Genomic DNA, 19,835 nt, shown 5'->3' on the forward strand with positions numbered 1-19,835 from the left:
GAGCACTATTGGCCATCAGTCGGGCGCCTAGGTGCATGAAAGGCCAGTTAAGCGAACCCGAATATGGATTGCAAAGGGAATGGCGGGCATCCGTCGAGTAAAACCCTGCGCTGGATCAAGCCGGTTGCGCCGTGACACAGCGTGGGATGGCTACACTGAGAAACATCGGCCGGATCGCGAGGCAGGCTGCCTTGCGAGCCGCACGGCGTGACGGGGTGTCGCATGGAAAAGAAGCACCAGATCAACCTGACTTACGTGATCGTCGCCTTTCTGGCGGTGATGGCCTTCCAGAGCCTGATCAGCCACCAGCGCACGACGGAGTCGATCCCCTATTCGCAGTTCATGCAAATGCTGGATAACGGTGAGATCGCCTCGGTGGAAATTGGCGAGGATCGTATCACCGGCACCTATCAGAATCCGCACGACGATGGCAGTACGGGCTTCAGCACCCGCCCCGTCGACCCGGCCCTTGCCGACAAGCTTGCCCAGTACGATGTCACCTACACCGGGGCGGCCAAGAACACCTTCCTGAGCATCCTGCTGTCGTGGATGGTGCCGCTGCTGTTCTTCTTTCTGATCTGGAGCTTCGTGATTCGCCGCATGTCCGGCAGCCAGGGGCTCGGCGGGATGATGACGCTGGGCAAGTCCAAGGCCAAGGTGTACGTCGAGACCGAAACCAAGGTGACCTTCGAGGATGTTGCCGGGGTCGACGAGGCCAAGGACGAACTCAAGGAAGTCGTCGATTTCCTGCGCGACCCGGTACGCTACGGCCGCCTAGGGGCGCACATTCCCAAGGGCATCCTGCTGGTCGGCCCGCCGGGCACCGGCAAGACGCTGCTGGCCAGGGCGGTGGCGGGTGAAGCCGGCGTGCCCTTCTTCTCGATCTCTGGCTCCGAATTCGTCGAGATGTTCGTCGGTATCGGCGCTGCCCGGGTACGCGACCTCTTCGAGCAGGCCGCAAAGGCCAAGCCCTGCATCATCTTCATCGATGAGCTGGATGCACTGGGCCGGGCACGAGGCCCCAGCATAATGGGCGGACAGGACGAGAAGGAGCAGACGTTGAACCAGCTACTGGCGGAGCTCGACGGCTTCGATCCCTCCGAGGGCATCGTGCTGCTGGCGGCCACCAACCGCCCGGAGATTCTGGATCCCGCGCTGCTGCGCGCCGGGCGCTTCGATCGTCAGGTATTGGTCGACCGACCGGAACGTGTGGGGCGCCGCGCCATCCTCGAGGTGCATATCGGCAAGGTGCAGCACCTGGCGCCGGACGTGGACCTGGATCATATCGCCGCGCTGACCCCAGGCTTCACCGGGGCCGATCTCGCCAACCTGGTCAACGAGGCGGCGCTGTTGGCCACGCGCCACGACAGCGACCAGGTCAGCATGGCGGACTTCACCAATGCCATCGAGCGCATCGTGGCGGGACTCGAGAAGAAGAGCCGACTGCTCAATGTCCACGAGCGCGAGGTGGTGGCCCACCACGAGATGGGACACGCCCTGGTAGCCTCGGCGCTGCCGGGTATGGACCCAGTACACAAAGTGTCGATCATTCCCCGCGGCGTGGGGGCGCTGGGTTACACCATGCAGCGCCCAACCGAGGATCGTTTCCTGCAGACCACCGGTGAGCTCAAGGACCGCATGACGGTGCTGATGGGTGGGCGGGCCGCAGAGCGGCTGATTTTCGACGAAATATCCACCGGCGCCGCCGACGACCTGGCCAAGGCCACCGAGATCGCTCGCCACATGACGACTCGCTTCGGCATGACCGCAGACACCGGCCAGGTGGTCTACGAGCAACAGCGCCAGGCCTTCCTCGGTGACACTTACGGCACGCTGAGCCCGCGAAGCTATTCAGAGGCCACCGCGCGGGAAATCGATCTGGAGGTGCGCGCGCTGATCGAGGAGGCCTACGGCGAGGCACAACGCATTCTCATCAGGCGCCGCGACACCCTGAAAGAAGGTGCGACCCTGCTGCTCGAACGCGAAACCCTGACCGCCGACGAATTCCCGGCCATCAAGCTGCAAGAGGGCGCAGAAAAGGTGGCGGAAGATGTGGAAGAAAATCAGCCAGCAGGGATTAAGGAAAAGTGGGTGCCCACGCAGGGCGAACCGACCAAGACGCCCCCCGACCACTGCCCGCCGAGCACGCCCCGCCGACTCTAGGTAAACCGCGATGATCAAGCCTGACCCCAGCATAAGTAGCACCAGCCCGACCCGTGCGGAAACCAGCCTCGAGGAGAGCACCGACCGCTTGATGCGGGCGTCGCTGGCACGGCTGACATCCGGCGTCTCGCCGTCGGCGGTGGTTCTGACCTACGTCGATTGGCTGACCAGCGTGGCGATGTCACCGGGCAAGCAGGCAACCCTTGCGCGCAAGGCGATGGACAAACAGCTGAGGCTGGCGATGTGGGCCGGCCGCTCGGCGCTCGACGCCGAGGCGGCGCCCTGCATCGAGCCCCTGCCCCAGGACCGGCGCTTTCGCGCCCCGGCCTGGCAGCGTTTTCCCTATAACCTGATCTACCAGTCGTTCCTGCTGCAGCAGCAATGGTGGTGCAATGCCACCACCGGCCTTGCCGGCCTGTCCCCACATCACGAACAGGCGCTCGAATTCGGCGCGCGCCAGCTACTCGACATGGTTTCCCCCGCCAATTTCCCGCTCCTCAACCCGCAGGTGCTGGACAAGACGCTTTCGACCGGCGGGGCCAACCTGATGAAGGGTGCCCAACAGTTCATCGACGACCTGCAGCGCCAGATGACGGGCCAGAAGCCGGCCGGAGCCGAGCAGTTCCTGCCCGGGCAGGCGGTCGCACTGACGCCTGGCATGGTGATCTATCGCAATGACCTGATCGAGCTGATTCAGTACGCCCCGTCAACCGACGAGGTGCATGCCGAACCGGTACTGGTCGTGCCCGCCTGGATCATGAAGTACTACATCCTCGACCTGTCGCCGGATAACTCGCTGGTGCGCTATCTGGTCGGCAAGGGCCATACGGTCTTCATGATCTCCTGGCGCAACCCCACGGGAGAGGACCGCGACCTCGGGCTCGATGACTACCAGCGCCTGGGCATCATGGATAGCCTCAAGGTAATCGGGTCGGTCTGCCCCGGAGCACCGGTACATAGCGTTGGCTACTGTCTTGGCGGCACGCTGCTGGCTATCACCGGGGCAACCATGGCGCGAGATCGCGATCACCGCCTGGGCTCGATGACGCTGCTAGCCGCCCAGACCGACTTCCGCGAGGCCGGCGAGCTGATGCTGTTCATCGATGACAAGCAGCTCTCTTTCCTCGAGGACACCATGTGGACACAGGGCGTGCTCGACACCAAGCAGATGGCCGGCGCCTTCCAGCTGCTGAGCTCCAACGATCTGATCTGGTCGCACCTCATCAACGACTATCTGCTGGGCGAGCACCGCCCCATCAACGACCTGATGGCCTGGAACGCCGATGCCACTCGCATGCCCTATCGTATGCACAGCGAATACCTGCGCCAGCTGTTCCTCGACAACGATCTCGCCGAGGGCCGCTTCAAGGTCGAAGGCCGTCCGATAACGGTCAGCGACATCCGTGTGCCAATCTTCGCGGTGGGCACCGAAAGGGACCATGTCGCCCCCTGGCGCTCGACCTACAAGATCCATCTGCTCGCCGACACCCAGGAGATCACCTTCTTGCTGACCAGCGGCGGCCACAATGTAGGCATCGTCTGCCCGCCAACGGACACCCGGCACCATTTCCGCATGGCCACCGCCAGCGAGGGCGATGCTTATGTCGACCCGGAGACCTGGCTTGAGCGCACCCCGGAGACCGCGGGTTCCTGGTGGCCCGCCTGGCAGGAGTGGCTGGCGGCACATTCAGGCGATCCCCAGGCGCCGCCGTCGATGGGGTCGGACGACTATCCTCCGCTGGACGATGCGCCCGGGCGCTACGTGTTGATGGAATAGTCATCACGCGGGCATGGAGGGGCCCGGCGTTTAATATGTAGAAGCCAAGGGAATCATCGTTGCCGACACTGGCGGGAATAAGCCCTGGTGTCGCTCTGCCGCACCGTTGCATCATGCGCCGGTCGGCCCCATGTTAGACTGCAACGATTTACTCTTGGCGGGAGCCCCGGCACACATGTCCCTAGAAGATCTCCACCTGACGCTGCGCAACCTCACCCTGGACGACTATTCTCAGCTCAAGACGCTGATGGACCGCGTCTATCACGACATCGGCGGCGCCTGGCCACAGCGCACCATCGAGCGGCTGATCAGCGAATTCCCCGAGGGTCAGATCGTCATCGAGGACGACGAGACCCTCATCGGCGTGGCCCTGACGGCCCGGGTCGACTACGAGGAATTTTCCAACCCGCACCGCTACGACGACCTGATGGATCAGCGGGAGATCATCCTCAACGCCCCCGAAGGCGACGCCATGTACGGTCTGGACGTGCTGATCGATCCGGCCTACCGGGGGTATCGGCTTGGCCGGCGCCTCTACGAAGCTCGCAAAGATCTCTGCAAATCCTTGAATATGCGAGCGATTCTTGCCGGCGGCCGAATCCCCAACTACCACCAGTACGCACACGAGATGGCGCCGGCCGAGTACCTGGATCAGGTCTCGCGCAAGGAGATTCACGACCCGATTCTCTCCTTCCAGCTGGCCAACGACTTCCAGGTCAAGCGACTGCTGCGCAAGTATTTGCCGGAAGATGAAAAGTCTCAGGGCTACGCGACCCTGCTCGAGTGGAACAACATCCTCTTTGAGCCTGCTGAATCGGTGCTCGACACCCGCAAGACCCAGGTACGAGTGGGTGCAGTGCAGTGGCAGATGCGCGAATTCTCCTCGGTGGAAGCGGTTCTGCAGCAGGCCGAATACTTCGTCGATGCGCTGTCAGATTACCAGAGTGACTTCGCGGTATTCCCGGAGCTTTTCAACGCACCGCTGATGGGCTTGCAGGACCGCGCCGCCCAGCAGGATCAGATCGAGGCTATCCGCTTCCTGGCCAGTTTCACCGAACGCTTCAAGACCGAGCTGTCGCGTATGGCGGTGTCCTACAACATCAACATCGTCGCCGGTTCGATGATCGAGGAGCGGGAAGACGGCCACCTCTACAACATCGCCTATCTCTTCCACCGCGACGGCGACATCGAAGCCCAGGCCAAGCTGCACATCACCCCCCAGGAGCGCCGTGACTGGATCATCGAGGGGGGCGATGACCTCCAGGTATTCGACACCGATGCCGGCCGAATCGGCATCCTGATCTGCTACGACGTCGAGTTCCCGGAAATATCGCGCCTGCTCGCCGATCAGGACATGGACATCCTCTTCGTGCCCTTCTGGACCGACACCAAGAATGGCTACCTGCGTGTACGCCATTGCTCCCAGGCCCGCGCCATCGAGAACGAGTGTTACGTCGTGCTGTGTGGCAGCGTCGGCAACGTGCCGGCCATCGAGAACATGGAGATCCAGTACGCCCAGTCTTCGGTGTTCTCACCCTCTGACTTCGCCTTTCCCCATGACGCCGTGCTGGCCGAGACCACACCCAACACCGAGATGATCATGTTCTCGGATCTCGACCTGAAGCGACTCACGGTGTTGCGCAACGAAGGCTCGGTGACCAATCTCAAGGACCGCCGCAAGGATCTCTTCGACCTGCGCTGGCGCGACTGGTCATGGAAGTCCGGGTCCCGCCAGGAAGACAACTGATCCATGCTCGAACGCTGGCGGCGTTGGCGGGCCGCCCGTTTTAACGCCCGCCATCCCTTTCCCGCCGACACCTGGCGCGAGGCTCGGGCTCGGCTGCCCCTGCTTGCCGCCTTGAGCGATGAAGACGCCGAGCGCCTGGGCCAGCGAGCCTGGGCCTTTGTGCATGACAAACGTCTGTCGCTGCACCCTGCCCTGGCCGATATGCCTTTTGACGAACCGGCGCGGCTGGCACTGGCCGGCCAGGCGTGTCTGCTGACCCTGGGCTGGTCGCAGGCCGAGCATCAGGAAGCCTTCGCCAATGTGCACGAGATCCTGATCCTGCCAGGTGCCTTCGCGCGCCAGGTCGAAGAAATGGATGAAGCAGGGGTGATGCACGAGTATGCCGATCAGCGAGCCGGCGAGACCTCTTTTCAAGGGCCGGTGGTGGTGGCCTACCCGGAACTGATGGCAAGTGGCGACTTCAGTGGCTTCAACGTGCTGATCCACGAACTCGCCCACAAGCTCGATATGGGCAACTCACGGGATGCCGATGGCTTCCCGCCGCTGCCGCGGGACATGGCCGCCAGTGAATGGCACCAAGTCTTCACCGCGGTTTGGGACGACCTGCAGGCGCACCTGGAGCGCGGTGAGGACACTCCCATTGACGACTATGCGGCTAGCCACCCCGGGGAATGTTTCGCCGTCTGCTGCGAGCATTTTTTCAGCGCGCCGGACCTGCTAGACAAGGCCTATCCGGCGCTTTACTCGCTGCTTTCCCGCTACTTCCAACAAGATCCGCTAGCACGCCTACCGGTGCCCTCTCAGCCCTGATCGGTGCTACCATCATGTCATCGAGAGGCTCACAAGGCGTTTCCCACGAGAGCCCAAACGGGTCTCAATTGACGCCTCACAGGTATCCAGGAAAGCGTCATGAAGGGTGATTTAAATAGCGTCCTTCCAGGCATTCTAAAACGCATTTAGAAAACGGCCCGGAAAACGCCGTTAAAAGAGTCTCGGCAAGGTCCTGAAAAGAGCCCTTGGTCCTGAATTCAGGGGTAAAGGGTTGGAAGAGTCCTGTGAAAATTCCTGGAAAACTCTAATAACCCCTGATAAAAGCTCTGAGAAACGTCCTGAGAAGCGTCCTGAAAAATGGCCATGAGCATGCCAGATAGCACTACCCTGACAGCCGTTCATGCATCACAACGGCGCCTATTTGCTGGCCAAACCCCCGTGCAGCTTCTAGCCTCATAAAGTGAGACGGGATCTCATTGAGGGCCCAAGTCATAAGATTGGATTGCCCATGGATTGAGGGACCCTGCGCCCCACGTCACATTCACTATTGAGCCAACTGTCTGTAGTCTTAAGGCTCCCTTAAGGAAAAGAGTGCAGGCTACGCGGCCTGCTGCTAAGACATTACGGAAGCAAAGAGACATCATCTTGAGTACACCGCTGGTATCGATCGTCATTCCTGCCAAGGATGAAGCAGGCAACCTGCCTGCGCTGCTCGACGAGGTCGACGCAGCTCTCGTCGGCACCGACTACGAAGTGCTGGTCGTGGACGATGCTTCCCAGGATGGCTCCTGGGCCATGCTGACTCGTCGCGCCACCGAAGACCCCCGCCTGCGACCCTTGCACCATGACAAGAGCGCCGGCCAGAGCACCTCCGTCTGGCAGGCCGCTCGTGCAGCCCGGGGCACCTGGCTCGCCACGCTCGACGGCGACGGTCAGAACGACCCTGCCGACCTGCCCAATCTGCTCGAACGCGCTCAGCGCGGCGATGTCACGCTAGTGGCCGGCCACCGCACCACTCGCCGCGACGACTGGCTCAAGCGGCTATCCTCACGGGTGGCCAACAAGGTGCGTTCGGCACTGCTCAAGGATGACACACCGGATACCGGCTGCGGCCTCAAGGTTATCCATCGCGAAGCCTTCCTGGCACTGCCCTACTTCAATCACATGCACCGTTTCCTGCCGGCTCTCGTGCTGGCACAGGGCGGTCGCTGTGTGTCGGTACCGGTCAACCATCGTCCTCGCGGCGCCGGCGAGTCCCACTACGGCCTCAACAACCGTTTGTGGGCAGGCCTGCTCGATATCCTCGGGGTGATGTGGCTGCGCAAGCGCACTCGCCTGCCGGCACCGCTGGATACCTTCGAGGCGAGTCCAGCCGCAGTTTCCAAGCTGACCCCTGATAGTTCAAGCGATCAAAGCTCGGGCGCTGACTCTGCCGAGGCCCCGACACCCACCTCAGCGCGGGAAGCCTCACGATGAACACCGAATGGCTGTGGATCGGCGTCGGCTTTCTTGGGCAGGCAATGTTCTCGGGGCGTTTTCTTGTGCAGTGGTTGGCCAGTGAGCGGGCCAAGCGCAGCGTGGTTCCCTTGGCGTTCTGGTTCTTCAGCCTTGCCGGTGGCGTCACGCTGCTGGCCTACGCCATCTATCGCAAAGACCCGGTATTCATCGCCGGCCAGGGCGCTGGCCTGCTGATCTATACCCGCAATCTGATGCTGATCCGTCGTGAGGCCAAGGTTCTGTCCGAGTCCGAGTCCGAGTCTGCCCAGTCCTGAACCACGTCTTTTCGTTTCGATATCTGCCGCGAGTTCCTCGATGCAACGTCCTGCTTACCTGCATGCCACCTACCGTCACGGGTTCTGGTGGCTAGCCCTAGTGGCCCTGGGCCTGCTGGCTCTCGGCCTTGGCCTGCGAGACCCCTGGCCCGCCGATGAGCCGCGCTTCGCGCTCAACGCCCTAGAAATGCTCAAGACCGGCCAGTTCTGGCTGCCGCATCGCGGCGGAGAGCTCTATCCTGACAAGCCGCCGATCTTCATGTGGGCCACCGCCGTATCGATCGCCATCACCGGCTCGGTACGGCTCGGCTTTCTGCTGCCTTCGCTAATTGCCGCGCTGGGCACCCTGGCGCTGGTCACCGACCTGACGAATCGCCTCTATGGCCGCCGGATAGCGCTGCTGTCCGGCGCCGCACTGCTGTCGACCGTGCAGTTCGCGCTGCAGGCCAAGACCGCCCAGATCGACATGCTGGTCACGCTGTGGATCACTTTGGGTGCCTACGGACTGATGCGACATGCGCTGCTCGGTCCGGCGAGAGGCTGGTGGTATCTGGGCTGCGCTTCGATGGGACTTGGCATCATCACTAAGGGGGTCGGCTTCCTGCCGCTGCTGATGGTGCCTGCCTGGGCGCTGCTGGCCTGGCGCGGCCAGGCCACGCCGCTGCGCCTGAAGGAACTGGGGCTCGGCCTGGCGATGATTCTGGGCGTCGCGGCACTCTGGGTGGTGCCGATGGCGCTGATTACCACTTTCGGCGATGAACCGGGGATGACCGCGTATCGCGACAACATCCTCTTCAAGCAGACCGGCAAGCGCCTGGCCACCGCCTGGCACCATGTCAAACCCTGGCATTACTACATTGTCTCGGTGCTGCCCTGGGCTTGGCTGCCGTTGGTACTGGGGCTGCCCTGGGTGGTGCCGTCCTGGTGGCATCGTATCCGCCGCATGGATGCCCGAGTGCTGCTACCACTCAGCGGCACGCTACTGGTCGTCGTATTCTTCTCGCTGTCCCCGGGCAAGCGCGGCGTCTATATGCTGCCGACCTCTCCGCTGCTGGTGTTGGCCATGGCACCGCTGCTGCCCGGCCTGCTTTGCAAGCGGGGCCTGCATTGGCTTGCCACCGGATTGCTGGCCCTGCTCGGCGGCATCTTCCTCATTGCTGGCCTGCTGGGCGCCTTCGGACTGCCGGCGCTGACTGAGCTTGCCGCCAAGTATGACGTCATGCCCTGGACCTGGTGGATCCTGCTCGGTGTCTCGGCGGCGGGGCTGCTCATTTGGCTGCGGCCGCGCCGCGGCATGCTGGGCCTGGCTGCCTGGCTGGCGGTGTTCTGGGCGCTGTGGTCCACCTTTGGCTACCAACAGCTCGACCAGACCCGTTCGCCCAGGGACATGATGCAGCGGGTGGTCCAGATTACCGGCCCTTCGGCCTGGCTGGCCCAACCCGACTTCGATGAAGAATTCCTGCTCCAGGCGCAACAGCCCAGCGTGCATTTTGGTTTTCACACCGATCAGGATGCCCAGTTCCTGAAGGCCTTTGACTGGCTCGCCCAGGCTCCTGACGAGCGCTGGATGCTAGTGCCTCAGCGCAAGGAAGATCAGATCGCCTGTGCCGACCTGAACCAGGCCAGGGACCTTGGCCTGCAGAACAATGAACACTGGTGGCTGATCCCGGGGCCGGCCTTCGCGTCCTGCGAGGGAGATACCGCCGCAGCGCCGCTGTTCGTGGCTCCGACCACGGTTGAGGGCCCCGTATCAGCCGGGCCCCAGCCAGGTACTCGCCCCGGTCAGGATGGCGTGTCAGAAGCGCCAGAGGAGGAAGGCAAATGAAGGTGCTGGTCACGGGTAACGCAGGCTTTATCGGCTTCCATGTGGCGCGAGCCCTGCTGCAGCGCGGCGACAGCGTCGTGGGCTTCGACAGCGTGAACGACTACTACGATCCGGCGCTCAAGGAGGCCCGACTCGCGACCCTCGATGCCGTGGCCGCACAAAGCGCCGGCAGCTATCACTTCGTGCGCGACAACCTGGCGAATGTCGAAGCGGTTGATGCCTGCTTCGCTGAGCACGCCTTCGACCGGGTCATCCACCTAGCCGCGCAGGCCGGGGTGCGCTACTCCATGGAAGCGCCGCTGGCCTACGTCGAGAGCAACGTGACCGCCTTCTGCGTGCTGCTCGAAGCCTGTCGTCGCCAGCAGGTCGCCCATCTTACCTACGCCAGCACCAGCAGCGTCTATGGGGCCAACACCCAGATGCCCTACCGCGAGGATCAGGGCGTTAATCATCCGCTGCAGCTCTACGCCGCCACCAAGCGTGCCAACGAGCTGATGGCCCACAGCTACAGCCACCTCTACCGAATTCCGACCACGGGGCTGCGCTTCTTCACCGTCTACGGGCCCTGGGGCCGGCCGGACATGGCGCTGTTCAAGTTCACCCGCAGCATCCAGGCCGAGCAGCCGATCCAGGTCTACAACCACGGCCACCACAGCCGCGACTTCACCTATATCGATGACATCGTCGAAGGGGTAATTCGAGCCAGCGACCAGGTCGCCAGCGCCGACCCTGACTGGAACAGCGATGCCCCGGCACCGGCCAGCAGCGATGCGCCCTACAGGATCTTCAATATCGGCAACCAGGCGCCGACCAGCCTTGGCGACTACATCACCGCCATCGAGGAAGCGTTGGGCAAAGCGGCGATCCGCGAGTTGCTGCCGCTTCAACCCGGCGATGCCGCGGATACCTTCGCCGACAGCTCGGCGCTGGCACAAGCGGTGGGCTATACGCCCTCAACCCCGGTCAAGGAAGGCGTCCAGTCCTTTGTCGACTGGTACCTGGACTTCTACGCCGAGTCACCGACAGAGCGCTCTTCAAGCCCGTCCGATAGCCAGGCCCACAGCGCCTCGGCCGCCTCCCGCGGCTGACGGTTGGCCGGGCGAACCAGCCAGAAGCGCTCAGCGCTGGGGACCGACAGCACAAACGGCTGAACCAGGTCTTCGCGGCTCTCGACCAGCCGACGATGGGTAAGGGCGATCCCTCCCCCGGCGGCAGCCAGTGTCAGCGTCATGACCTGGGTATCGCAGATCAGCGTCGGGCAATCGCTCTCGATCCCGGCGATGCCCGCCCGCTCCAGCCAGGCCGGCCAGCCCACCGCAAACCCCGCCGCGTGCAGCAGCGTTTCACCGGCGATATCCCCGGGTGCCTCAAGCCGTGCGGCCACTTCTGGCGCACAGGCCGGCACCATCGCCTCATCGCCAAGCGACAGAGCCTCCATTCCCGTCCAGTCCCCCGAGCCGTAGCGAATCTCGAGATCGGCGCCTTCCGGCCCGAAATCCTCCGGCCAGATCGCGCTGACCAGGCGCACCGCCACCGCCGAATGTGCACGATGAAAAGCCAGCAGCCGGGGCGCTACCCAGTTCTGCTGCATCACCGGCGTGGTACGCAGGGTCACTGGCGCATGGGGGCTTGGCCCGAACACCTCGGCGGTGCCCTCGGCCAACCGCGAGAAGGCCTCAAGCACGCTTGGCAGCCAAGCCTGGCCCGCCGGGGTCAGGCTCAGGCTGCGCGGGTGGCGCACGAACAGCTTCTGACCCAGGCGATCCTCGAGCAGTCGGATGCGTTGGCTGATCGCCGCCTGGGTCACGCCCAACTCCTGGCCGGCGGCGGTGAAGCTCATGGTGCGGGCGGCAGCCTCGAATGCCTGCAGCCAGATCAGCGGGGGCAGCCCCTTCATGTCAAAACCTGCATGTCAGAACCTTCCTACCAAGCGCCTGATGACAACGCCTTAATGAAAAACCCTGTGATAAGTACAGCTAGGGCAATGGGGCCAGATTAATCGTTTGTCGCGGGGCGGCGCAATCGCCAGCATAGGCGGCATATTCTCGTCACAGGCCACTGGCCAGCAGGAGTGCCCCATGACCGACACCACGCTTTCCGCCCCCGCAACGCAACGCACCGTCATCGCGATGGGCGAGCTGTCGGCGTATGCCAATGCGCCGGCACTCACCGATGCCCTGGCCAGCGGCGCCCGTGTCACCCTCAGCTGGGGCGATGGCGCCCAGGCTCACTTCCCGCTCACCTGGCTGCGCGACAACTGCCCCTGCGAGGCCTGTCGCCACACGGTCACCCGCGAGCGCCTCTACGTCCCCCTGACGCCGGTCACCGCCGCCCCCGAGGCCACACTTCACGACGGCAACCTGACCCTGACCTGGCAGGATGGCCATGTGAGCGACTTCGATGCCGGTTGGCTGCATCAGCGCCGCCCCGGCCAGGAGCCGGCGTCAGTCATCCCGGCGCGTCGCCCCTGGGCAGCCGATTATGCCCCCGAGTGCGTCGCCCATGCCGACTTCGTGGGCAACGCCGCCGGCGAGCGTGCCTGGCTCGAGGCCCTGCTGCGCGACGGCCTGGTGCTGCTCGACGCAGGCCCGCTGGCCGATGAGGAAGTCAGCCGCCTGGCCGAACGCATCGGCCCGATGCGTCCGACCAACTTCGGGGCCCGCTTCGACGTACGCTCCAAGCCCAACCCCAACAATGCCGCCTACACCGCCATCGGCCTGGCGCTGCACACCGACTTGCCCAACTGGCGACAGCCGCCGGACATTCAACTGCTCTACTGCCTGGAGAATGAAGCCGAGGGTGGCGAATCGATCTTTGCCGACGGCTTCGCGGCGGCCGAAACGCTGCGCCAGCAGAATCCCGAGGCCTTCCGCATCCTCAGCGAAACGCCGATCGACTTCCGCTTCCAGGACGAGGAGCAGGACATCAGCACCCGCGCGCCGGTGCTGTCGCTTGATCACGACGGCCAGCTGATCGAGGTGCGCTTCAACAACTGGATTCGCGACAGCCTGCGCCTGCCGACCCACGTCATCGATGCCTGGTACGACGCCTATCGCCAGTTCTGGCAGTTGCTGCATTCCTCGGAGCACCAGCTCGACTTCGCCCTGGCCCCTGGGCAGATGGTCGCCTTCGACAACCGCCGGGTGCTGCATGGCCGCCGCGCCTTCGACCCGAGCACCGGTCGGCGCCACCTGCAGGGCACCTACTTGGATCTGGACATGCTGGAATCGCGTCTGCGGGTGCTGTCTCGCCCCGACTGACCTCCTTTTCCCCTGACGCCGTGGCGACGCCACAGCCCGACTGCACAAGCAGCGCCACGGCTCACCCAATAGGCGGAGCGACGGCCGCCCAAACAATAGACCACGCAAGGAGATGCTCATGAACACCGTACTGCGCACCACGCTTACCGCACTGTCGGTTCCTGCCGCACTGACGCTTTCCCTGCCGACCCAGGCCGACGATGCGACCCTGGACTTCGGCGTTCCCGCCTGGCCGGGTATCACCGTCAAGACAGAAATCGCCAGCCAGTTGCTCGGCCCGCTGGGCTATGACACCAGAGTGCAATCACTTGGCATGCAGGTCATCTACCAGGGCATGCAGAGCGGCGACGTTGATCTCTTCCTCGGCGCCTGGCTGCCAGCCCAGGAGGATCTCTACACACCGCGCGTGGAAGATGGCAGCCTCAAGCGAGTGGCCAACAACGTCGATGGCGCTCAGATGACGCTGGCGGTCCCGGAGTATCTGTACGAGCAGGGCATCACCAGCTTCGCTGACCTGGACGCGCAGCGCGAGGCCTTCAATGGCGAGATTTATGGCTTCGGCGCCGGCTCCGCCGCCAGCGAGATTCTTCATCAGGCCATCGACGAGGACGCCTGGGGGCTCGGCGACTGGGAACTGGTGGATACCAGCGTCGTCGGCATGCTCAGTGCGGCACGCAGCGCCATCAGCCGCGAGGAGCCCATCGTTTGGGTCGGCTGGACGCCCCATTGGATGAACCTCGAACTGCCGATGCGCTACCTCGAGGACCCCAAAGACCTGTTCGGCAAGAACAATGGTGAGAGCGAGGTGCTAACCCTGATGCGGACGGGCTACGCCGAGTCCCACCCCAACCTTGAGCACTTCTTCACTCAGTTCACCTTCAGCGCTGACCAGCAGAGCTGGATGATCAACGAGTACGGCCAGGAGGAACGAGACGTAGAAGACGTTGCCCAACAGTGGATAGCGGATCATCCCGAGCGTATCCAGGCCATGCTTGAGGGCGTGACCGACCGTGACGGCAAGCCAGCCTGGCCCCAAGTGCAGGATGCTCTGGCGCTGTAACGGCCCTCGGCCTGGCCCGCGCTCAACTCCTTAAGCGCGGCGCAGGATAGACCGTCGCGCCCGGCGTGCCGCTTTGGCCGCCGGGCGCGTTGTCGTATGCTGTGTCGTCATTTGGACCACCACCTGCAAGGATCTTGTGCGCATGCCCCGCCCTCTACTGATGATTCTGCTCCTGCTCGTCACCCTGCTGGCGATGGGAGGCCTGTGGCAGTGGCTGGCCATGCACGATGTATTGACGGTGGCACGTCTACAGGCTATCGCGGCGGGTTCGGTGGCCTGGACACAGGCCCCCTGGGCGATTCTGGTGGTGGTTGCAGTCTATGCAGCGGCGTCACTGGTGATGTTCCCGCTGAGCCTGCTGGTAGCGGTGACAGGTCTGCTATTCGGGCCATGGTGGGGCTTCGGCTACGCCCTGGCGGGCACGCTGGCGGCGTCGATCCTGACGTACGGAGTAGGAAGGCGGCTTGGCCGCGAGGCGCTGATGCGCTATGGCGGCCGGCATCTCAAGGGGCTGTCGCGCTATCTGGCAGGTCGCGGCATTCGCACCATGACGGTGGTCAACCTGCTGCCGCTGGCGCCCTTTACGCTGACCAATATGCTGGCCGGCGCCTTTCACCTGCGTTTCCGCGATTACCTGATCGGCTCGGTCATCGGTATCGTGCCGGGGCTTGTCGGGGTCACGCTGCTGGGTAGCCAGCTGGGGCAACTGGTCACCGCCAACAACAAAGGCGAAATCGCCATCTCGCTGGGCGGCATTGCCCTCGGGGTGCTGGTGCTGGTCGGTCTCAAGCGCTATGCCACGCGCCGCCAGCAACGAGAACCGGCCCGCCCTGCTCACGCACAGCGCCCCCCAGAAGAAGCAGACATCCCGGACGCGCCAACCAGGCCACAAGAACAGGGCGACTCGGCTAACTCATAAAGCGCCTTCTCATGCCTTAGCGCCAACGGGCACCGGCCTCTGCTGAGGTCGGTGCCCGCTTATGTGTTCCGCTCTACTGGCCGGTGATTCCGGCTACCGGCTTTTGACCTTCAAGCGTCAGGACTGCTACTTGGGAGTGACTTCCTTCGACTCCGCCTCGTCGTCCTCGTGGCCGCGCCCGATCAGCGGCTGCCAGTCAGCATGCTCCCACTCATCCTGCAAGATAGAGCGCAGTATCCGGCCACGGTGACGCAGCATGTGCCACTCCGCGCCCAGGCGGCTGCGCACTCGATCCCAGGTGCCGTCATCGGCGTGGCTGAAGGGGCCACCCACGGCGATGGCTTGACGATAAACGTCCAGACAGCGCTGAGCGCAAGCGGTTTCATCGAAGGCCTGGGCGGTGGCCAGAGCCCCCTCGGCCATCGCCGACCGGCACTCAGTATCGGCAAGCGCCACCATGGCGTCGGCCACTGCCTCGCGGTCATCGTTGGGCAGCAGCCTGCCATTGCGACCATCCTTGAGCACCTCGCGCACGCCGGGGGCAGCCACGGCCACTACCGGCAAACCGGTGGCCATGGCCTCGACGACCACCATGCCCTGAGTCTCGCTATGCGAGGCGAAGCCGAAGACATCCATGGCATGGTAGGCATCGATCAGCGCCTGACCCTGCAGGCGTCCGGTGAAGTGCAGACGTGAGGCCACACCAAAGCGCTCGGCGACCTGCTTCATTGCTTCCCGGGCATCGCCATCACCGACCACCAGGCAATGTGCCTCGGGCAGTTGCTCTAGCATCCGTGCCAGCGCCTCGGTGAGGAAGGGCAGGTTCTTCTCCTTGGCGAGCCGCCCCACATGCCCCACCACATAGGCGTCCAAAGGAATGCCGTGCTCACGGCGAAGCGCGGCACCGTCACCCTGTGCGAAACGCCGGGTATCGACGCCGCTGGGTACCACCCAGACATGCGGATTGGCATCCCGTTCGAAGAGCAGCTCGCGGATGCTTTCACTGGGCGCGATCACCGCTTCGCAAAGCCGCGTGTACTGGGTGGAAAGGGCCACGGCGAAGCGCTGCATGCGCGGCGAATCGCCGGGCACGTAGTGGGTGTAGTGCTCGTACAGGGTGTGGTGGGTAAACACCAGCGGCAGCCCGTAGGTCTCGGCGGCCCGCGCGGCGGTATCGCCGAGCAGAAAGGGGTGATGCGAATGCACGATATCCGGGTCGAAGGCCTCGATGGCCTCATAGAGCTGACCGGGAATCGGTACCGGCAGCGAGAAGTCGCTGCCATTGAAATGCTGGACGGCGGCGACGCGTACCACGTCGTCCTCGTCCTCTGGCTGCCCGGTCAATTTGGGGGCCACTACCAGTACCCGGTGCCCCTCGGCCTGCAGCCGTGTTTTCAGACGCTGAACGGACTCACTGACCCCGCCCACGATTGGACAGTAAGTGTTGGTGAACATCAGCACATTCACGCCATAGACTCCCTCGTCAGCGTTTCCTGGATGCGCCGGCCGCCTATCCTTGCATGGCCTCGCCTTCCTCAAGATAGGCGATGCTGTAAGAAAACCCAGACGGCACACGACGGCGCAGATCATACACCCCATACGAACCTGATCGCACTCGCCATTGCCTAAGCAAGCGTCAGGAACAGGCGGGAATCATGACATCGATCATGGCAACGCCGCGCCCTCAAGGGCAAGGGAACCTATCGGTGGCATCTGAGGGTGCTCGGGCAGTGGCGGCACCCGCCCGGCCATCGCTTGCTCGAGATAGTCGATGAAGGTGCGAATCCGCTGGGGCACATGGCGGCGCTGGTCGAAGACGGCATAAAAATCGGCGCTGACGCCCTGCCAGCCGGGCATCAACTCAACCAGCCGCCCCGCCGCAAGGTGTTCATGCACGTTCCACCAGGAACGCAGCATCACGCCATGACCATCGATCGCCAGCTGCGTGATCACTTCACCGTCGTTACTTGCCATCTCGCCGCTGACCTTCACGCTGCGCGCCTGCCCCGCCTCGCCGCGGGGCTCGAAGCGCCACAGGGCGAAGTCGCTGTCATTCTCGCGGATCACCAGACAGCGGTGGTGCCCCAGATCCGCCGGCGTCTCGAGCCGCGGCATGGCCTCGCAATAGGAAGGTGCCGCGCACAGCAGTCGACGATTAGCGAGAATTCGCCGCGCCACCAGTCGCGAATCCGGCGGCTCTCCCACCCGGATGCCGATGTCGAAGCCCTGGTCGCTGAGGTTCATGGGAAAGTTGGTCAGCTCCAGCCAACCGGAAAGTGCCGGGTGACGCTGGCAGAACGACGAGAGCAGGGGGGCGACATGACAGCGACCGAAGCCGAAAGTGGCGTTGATACGCAGGCGACCCGAGAGATCGGCACGCCGGTCGCCGATGGTCTCTTCCAGCTCACCGAGCTCGTCGAGAATCAGGGCACCGCGCCGGCAATAGAGCTCGCCCTCGGCGGTCAGCGTCAGGCGACGCGTGGTGCGGGTGGCAAGCTCCACCCCCAGGCGCGATTCGATCTGCTTGAGGCGCTTGCTTACCGCCGACAGCGACAGGCCCAGCTCGCGTGCGGTGGCGGTCAAGCTGCCGCACTGCGCCAACCGCAGGAAGAACGCCAGGTCATCGAGCTGGGCCACAATGAGATTCTCTACTTAAACGCAACAATAACTTGCATTATAGCCTGATTATGCAACGAACTGGAGCGGGTAGACTGAAGGCATCGCCACTCAACCCATTCAAGGAAGGCACCCATGAGCCATCGCATCGCCATACTCGCCGGTGACGGCATCGGCACCGAAGTCATGCCCGAGGGCGTGCGCGCTCTCGAAGCTGCCGCCAAGCGCTTCGGCATCGAGCTTCAGCTCGAGCAGTTCGACTTCGCCAGCTGCGACTACTATCTCGAACACGGCCAGATGCTGCCGGACGACTGGCACGCGACCCTCGCCCAGTTCGACGCCATCTTCTATGGCGCCATCGGCTGGCCGGACAAGGTGCCCGACCACATTTCCCTGTGGGGCTCACTGCTCAAGTTTCGCCGCGAGTTCGATCAGTACGTCAACCTGCGCCCCTGCCGCCTGCTGCCCGGCATCAAGAGCCCGCTGGCAGGCCGTGAACCGGGTGACATCGACTTCTACGTAGTGCGCGAGAACACCGAAGGCGAGTACTCAAGCGTCGGCGGCACCATGTTCGAGGGCACCGACCGCGAGGTGGTGATCCAGGAAACGGTGATGACCCGCCACGGCGTCGACCGGGTACTCAAGTACGCCTTCGACCTGGCCGCCACCCGCCCCAGAAAAAAGCTGACCTCCGCCACTAAGTCCAACGGCATCGCCATCACCATGCCCTGGTGGGACAAGCGCGTGGCAGCCATGGGCCAGCACTACCCCGACGTCAACGTCGATCAGTTCCACATCGACATCCTGACCGCCAATTTCGTGCTGCACCCGGACTGGTTCGACGTGGTGGTGGCCAGCAACCTGTTCGGCGACATCCTCTCCGATCTGGGCCCGGCCTGCACCGGCACCATCGGCGTGGCCCCCTCGGCCAACATCAACCCGGAAGGCACCTTCCCGAGCCTCTTCGAGCCGGTTCACGGCAGCGCCCCGGATATCGCCGGCAAGCATATCGCCAACCCCATCGGCCAGATCTGGTCCGGCGCCATGATGCTCGAACACCTGGGCCACAAGGAGGCCGCCGATGCCATCGTTGCCGCCTTCGAGGCCGTCCTCGCCGAGGGAGATACCACAGTACTGACACCTGACCTTAACGGCTCAGGTTCAACCCAGGCGCTGGGCCAGGCGATTGCCGCGAGGATCGCCGCCGGTTGATACGAGCAAGGCATCCGGCGGCCCTGGCGCCATACCATGAATCGCTTATGATGAAGATTCATTACCTACCGTCCAGGAGCCGCCATGCCGCCTCGTGATCTGACTCATCGCCCGGCGCACCGTCCCTCGCGTCACCCGTTCACCATTGCCCTGCCCCTCGTTGCCTCGGGGCTGCTCGCCGGATGCACCGGCATCCCCGAGGGCACCCAGGCAGTCGAAGACTTCAACCTGGATCGCTATCTCGGTCAGTGGTACGAGATCGCGCGCCTCGATCACAGCTTCGAAGAAGGGCTCGACTGCGTTACCGCCGACTACTCCATGCGCGATGACGGCGGGGTGAAGGTGATCAACGCAGGGGTGAACCTCGAGACCGGCGAGCCCAGCGTGGCCGAAGGCAAGGCCTACTTCATCGATGAACCGAGCGTTGCCCGTCTGAAAGTCAGCTTCTTCGGCCCCTTCTATGGGGGGTACAACGTGCTGGAACTCGACCCCGACTACCAGCACGCCCTGGTGGTCGGCCCTAATCGCGACTACCTGTGGATCCTGGCCCGCACCCCAACGATGGCCCCCGACACCTACCAGGCGCTGGTGGACCGCGTAGCCGAGCTCGACTTTGCCGTCGACGACCTGATCGAGGTCGAGCAGGACCGGGCCTGTGCTCCCTATCGCCAAGGTACCTGACGCGTCTCGGCTTCCTGAGGCCTTGGGCCTGG

The 19,835-nt window shown here is 63.8% G+C and carries 16 protein-coding genes; 13 read left to right on the forward strand and 3 right to left on the reverse strand.

Annotation, left to right across the window (positions count from 1 at the left end; genetic code table 11):
• The first annotated feature begins 222 nt into the window (after positions 1-222).
• From ftsH to Q2K57_RS02995, 8 genes are all read left to right on the forward strand, one after another.
• Positions 223-2,163: an ATP-dependent zinc metalloprotease FtsH gene (gene ftsH / locus Q2K57_RS02960; protein ID WP_304526105.1), complete on the forward strand. Its 1,941-nt coding sequence runs from the start codon at positions 223-225 to the stop codon at positions 2,161-2,163.
• A gap of 10 nt (positions 2,164-2,173) precedes the next feature.
• Positions 2,174-3,940 (forward strand): alpha/beta hydrolase, encoded by a 1,767-nt coding sequence (locus Q2K57_RS02965; RefSeq protein ID WP_304526106.1) that lies wholly within the window; start codon positions 2,174-2,176, stop codon positions 3,938-3,940.
• Positions 3,941-4,115: 175 nt separating this feature from the next.
• Positions 4,116-5,687: a carbon-nitrogen hydrolase family protein gene (locus Q2K57_RS02970; RefSeq protein WP_112054167.1), complete on the forward strand. Its 1,572-nt coding sequence runs from the start codon at positions 4,116-4,118 to the stop codon at positions 5,685-5,687.
• A 3-nt stretch (positions 5,688-5,690) separates the two neighbouring features.
• Entirely contained in the window at positions 5,691-6,497 is an 807-nt protein-coding gene (locus Q2K57_RS02975) for a zinc-dependent peptidase (RefSeq protein WP_112054166.1), read from the forward strand.
• Between the two features lie 606 nt (positions 6,498-7,103).
• Positions 7,104-7,934: a glycosyltransferase family 2 protein gene (locus tag Q2K57_RS02980; RefSeq protein WP_112054165.1), complete on the forward strand. Its 831-nt coding sequence runs from the start codon at positions 7,104-7,106 to the stop codon at positions 7,932-7,934.
• Positions 7,931-8,230 (forward strand): lipid-A-disaccharide synthase N-terminal domain-containing protein, encoded by a 300-nt coding sequence (locus Q2K57_RS02985; protein WP_112054164.1) that lies wholly within the window; start codon positions 7,931-7,933, stop codon positions 8,228-8,230. Before Q2K57_RS02980 ends, Q2K57_RS02985 begins: the two co-directional genes overlap by 4 nt.
• Before the next feature lie 40 nt (positions 8,231-8,270).
• Complete coding sequence (locus Q2K57_RS02990; protein WP_112054163.1) at positions 8,271-10,055, forward strand: glycosyltransferase family 39 protein; 1,785 nt, start codon at positions 8,271-8,273, stop codon at positions 10,053-10,055.
• A complete protein-coding gene (locus tag Q2K57_RS02995; protein WP_112054162.1) occupies positions 10,052-11,143 on the forward strand; it encodes an NAD-dependent epimerase in 1,092 nt (363 codons plus the stop codon). The genes Q2K57_RS02990 and Q2K57_RS02995 overlap by 4 nt, the downstream gene beginning before the upstream one ends.
• On the opposite strand, the gene Q2K57_RS03000 is transcribed toward Q2K57_RS02995, so the two are convergent.
• A complete protein-coding gene (locus Q2K57_RS03000; protein WP_112054161.1) occupies positions 11,062-11,952 on the reverse strand; it encodes a LysR substrate-binding domain-containing protein in 891 nt (296 codons plus the stop codon). The genes Q2K57_RS02995 and Q2K57_RS03000 overlap by 82 nt on opposite strands.
• Positions 11,953-12,133: 181 nt before the next feature.
• On the opposite strand from Q2K57_RS03000, the gene Q2K57_RS03005 reads away from it, so the two are divergent.
• The 3 genes from Q2K57_RS03005 (at position 12,134) to Q2K57_RS03015 (ending at position 15,294) form a co-directional block, all read left to right on the forward strand.
• Entirely contained in the window at positions 12,134-13,315 is a 1,182-nt protein-coding gene (locus Q2K57_RS03005) for a TauD/TfdA family dioxygenase (RefSeq protein WP_112054160.1), read from the forward strand.
• Positions 13,316-13,433: 118 nt separating this feature from the next.
• Positions 13,434-14,375 carry an ABC transporter substrate-binding protein gene (locus tag Q2K57_RS03010; protein ID WP_112054159.1) on the forward strand — a complete coding sequence of 314 codons (942 nt, stop codon included), beginning with the start codon at positions 13,434-13,436 and terminating at the stop codon, positions 14,373-14,375.
• Positions 14,376-14,517: 142 nt separating this feature from the next.
• Positions 14,518-15,294 carry a TVP38/TMEM64 family protein gene (locus Q2K57_RS03015; RefSeq protein WP_112054158.1) on the forward strand — a complete coding sequence of 259 codons (777 nt, stop codon included), beginning with the start codon at positions 14,518-14,520 and terminating at the stop codon, positions 15,292-15,294.
• Positions 15,295-15,420: 126 nt separating this feature from the next.
• On the opposite strand, the gene Q2K57_RS03020 is transcribed toward Q2K57_RS03015, so the two are convergent.
• Positions 15,421-16,761, reverse strand: coding sequence for a glycosyltransferase (locus tag Q2K57_RS03020; RefSeq protein ID WP_258396005.1), 1,341 nt, complete (start codon positions 16,759-16,761; stop codon positions 15,421-15,423).
• Positions 16,762-16,959: 198 nt separating this feature from the next.
• Positions 16,960-17,931, reverse strand: a complete 972-nt coding sequence (locus Q2K57_RS03025) for a LysR family transcriptional regulator (RefSeq protein ID WP_112054157.1) — start codon at positions 17,929-17,931, stop codon at positions 16,960-16,962.
• Positions 17,932-18,045: 114 nt separating this feature from the next.
• Here Q2K57_RS03025 and Q2K57_RS03030 point away from each other — a divergent pair, with 114 nt between their 5' ends.
• Both Q2K57_RS03030 and Q2K57_RS03035 read left to right on the forward strand, forming a co-directional pair.
• Positions 18,046-19,122: a tartrate dehydrogenase gene (locus Q2K57_RS03030; protein WP_112054156.1), complete on the forward strand. Its 1,077-nt coding sequence runs from the start codon at positions 18,046-18,048 to the stop codon at positions 19,120-19,122.
• A gap of 84 nt (positions 19,123-19,206) precedes the next feature.
• Positions 19,207-19,803 carry a lipocalin family protein gene (locus tag Q2K57_RS03035; RefSeq protein WP_112054155.1) on the forward strand — a complete coding sequence of 199 codons (597 nt, stop codon included), beginning with the start codon at positions 19,207-19,209 and terminating at the stop codon, positions 19,801-19,803.
• Positions 19,804-19,835 lie beyond the last annotated feature (32 nt).

The organism is Halomonas sp. I5-271120, from assembly GCF_030553075.1.
GTDB lineage: Bacteria > Pseudomonadota > Gammaproteobacteria > Pseudomonadales > Halomonadaceae > Onishia > Onishia taeanensis_A.

What these genes read in the sequence shown, in the direction of transcription:
- Q2K57_RS03010 (WP_112054159.1), top strand. Translation starts at nt 13,434, where the DNA reads ATGAACACCGTACTGCGCACCACGCTTACCGCACTGTCGGTTCCTGCC.
- Q2K57_RS03005 (WP_112054160.1), top strand. Translation starts at nt 12,134, where the DNA reads ATGACCGACACCACGCTTTCCGCCCCCGCAACGCAACGCACCGTCATC.
- Q2K57_RS03015 (WP_112054158.1), top strand. Translation starts at nt 14,518, where the DNA reads ATGCCCCGCCCTCTACTGATGATTCTGCTCCTGCTCGTCACCCTGCTG.
- Q2K57_RS03035 (WP_112054155.1), top strand. Translation starts at nt 19,207, where the DNA reads ATGCCGCCTCGTGATCTGACTCATCGCCCGGCGCACCGTCCCTCGCGT.
- ftsH (WP_304526105.1), top strand. Translation starts at nt 223, where the DNA reads ATGGAAAAGAAGCACCAGATCAACCTGACTTACGTGATCGTCGCCTTT.
- Q2K57_RS02985 (WP_112054164.1), top strand. Translation starts at nt 7,931, where the DNA reads ATGAACACCGAATGGCTGTGGATCGGCGTCGGCTTTCTTGGGCAGGCA.
- Q2K57_RS02970 (WP_112054167.1), top strand. Translation starts at nt 4,116, where the DNA reads ATGTCCCTAGAAGATCTCCACCTGACGCTGCGCAACCTCACCCTGGAC.
- Q2K57_RS02975 (WP_112054166.1), top strand. Translation starts at nt 5,691, where the DNA reads ATGCTCGAACGCTGGCGGCGTTGGCGGGCCGCCCGTTTTAACGCCCGC.
- Q2K57_RS02965 (WP_304526106.1), top strand. Translation starts at nt 2,174, where the DNA reads ATGATCAAGCCTGACCCCAGCATAAGTAGCACCAGCCCGACCCGTGCG.
- Q2K57_RS02990 (WP_112054163.1), top strand. Translation starts at nt 8,271, where the DNA reads ATGCAACGTCCTGCTTACCTGCATGCCACCTACCGTCACGGGTTCTGG.
- Q2K57_RS03030 (WP_112054156.1), top strand. Translation starts at nt 18,046, where the DNA reads ATGAGCCATCGCATCGCCATACTCGCCGGTGACGGCATCGGCACCGAA.
- Q2K57_RS02995 (WP_112054162.1), top strand. Translation starts at nt 10,052, where the DNA reads ATGAAGGTGCTGGTCACGGGTAACGCAGGCTTTATCGGCTTCCATGTG.
- Q2K57_RS03000 (WP_112054161.1), bottom strand. Translation starts at nt 11,952, where the DNA reads ATGAAGGGGCTGCCCCCGCTGATCTGGCTGCAGGCATTCGAGGCTGCC.